This is a genomic window from Epibacterium sp. MM17-32 (assembly GCF_022348205.1).
Classification (GTDB): Bacteria; Pseudomonadota; Alphaproteobacteria; order Rhodobacterales; family Rhodobacteraceae; genus Epibacterium.
Genome location: NZ_JAKRFC010000037.1, coordinates 1 through 1,466 on the forward strand (window position 1 = coordinate 1; position 1,466 = coordinate 1,466).

The 1,466-nt window shown below is 65.0% G+C and carries 2 protein-coding genes; both read left to right on the top strand.

All coding sequences use genetic code 11. The features are described from left to right. Nucleotides 1–87, top strand: an 87-nt coding sequence (locus MHM88_RS23060; protein WP_239369319.1) for a proton-translocating transhydrogenase family protein, incomplete at its 5' end; no start/stop codon positions are given. A 15-nt stretch (nt 88–102) separates the two neighbouring features. Next, nucleotides 103–1,466, top strand: a 1,364-nt coding sequence (locus MHM88_RS23065) for an NAD(P)(+) transhydrogenase (Re/Si-specific) subunit beta (protein WP_239369317.1), incomplete at its 3' end; no start/stop codon positions are given.

The following is a 1,466-nucleotide window of genomic DNA, read 5'->3' on the forward strand; positions in this document are numbered from 1 at the left end:
GCGCTGTCGGTGTTCATGGCCGGGATCAACATCTTCGGTGGCTTCATGGTCACCCGGCGCATGCTTGCCATGTTCCAGAAATCTTAAGCAGGGGCAGGAGTTATGGAAAACGCATTCACAATCGCGGCCTATGTGGTCGCCGGCGTTCTGTTCATCCTGAGCCTGGGCGGATTGTCGGGACAGGAAAGCGCCAAACGCGCGGTCTGGTATGGCATTGCCGGCATGGCGCTGGCGGTCTTTGCCACGCTTGTCGGCCCCGGGGCGGGCCTGTGGTGGCTGTCGGTCATCCTGATTGCGCTTGGCGGCGTCATCGGCATGCAGCTGGCGCAGCGGGTGCAGATGACCCAGATGCCGGAGCTGGTGGCGGCGATGCATTCGCTGGTCGGCCTGGCGGCGGTCTTTGTCGGCTTCAACGCCGAGATGACCATCAATCTGGTCGAGGCGGCGAAGGCCGCGGGCGACAGCGTCGAGGGCGCCTTTGCGCTCCTGGTGGCCAAGAAGGAGCCGATCGAGATCGCCATCCTGAAGGTGGAGCTGTCGCTGGGCATCTGGATCGGTGCGGTGACCTTCACCGGGTCGGTGATTGCCTATGGCAAGCTGGCGGGCCGGGTGAACTCGGCGGCGACAAAACTGCCGGGCGGGCATCTGCTGAACGCGGCGGCGGCGGGGCTCTCGCTGATCTGCCTGATCTGGTATCTCTCCTCCGGGGCGCTGTTCCCGCTGCTGATCCTGACGCTGGCGGCCTTGTTCATCGGCTATCACCTGATCATGGGCATCGGCGGTGCCGACATGCCGGTGGTGGTCTCCATGCTGAACAGCTACTCCGGCTGGGCGGCGGCGGCGATCGGCTTCAGCCTTGGCAATGATCTCCTGATCGTGGTCGGCGCGCTGGTGGGCTCTTCGGGGGCGATCCTGAGCTACATCATGTGCAAGGCGATGAACCGCTCGTTTGTCTCGGTGATCCTGGGCGGTTTTGGCGGCAGCGCCGGCCCCGCGATGGAGGTCGAGGGCGAGCAGGTGGCGATCGACGCCGATGGCGTGGCCGCGGCGCTGGAAGAAGCCGACAGCGTGGTGATCATCCCCGGCTACGGCATGGCGGTGGCGCAGGCGCAGTCCAATGTGGCCGAGCTCACGCGCCGTCTGCGCGCCAAGGGCAAGACCGTGCGCTTTGCGATCCACCCGGTGGCGGGGCGCCTGCCCGGGCATATGAACGTGCTCCTGGCCGAGGCGAAAGTTCCCTACGACATCGTGCTGGAGATGGAGGAGATCAACGACGACTTCCCGGAGACGGATGTGGCCATCGTGATCGGCTCCAACGACATCGTGAACCCGGCCGCCCAGGAAGACCCCAACTCGCCCATCGCCGGCATGCCGGTTCTGGAGTGCTGGAAGGCGAAACAGGTGTTCGTCTCCAAACGCGGTCAGGGCACCGGCTATTCCGGCATCGAGAACCCGCTGTTCTTCAA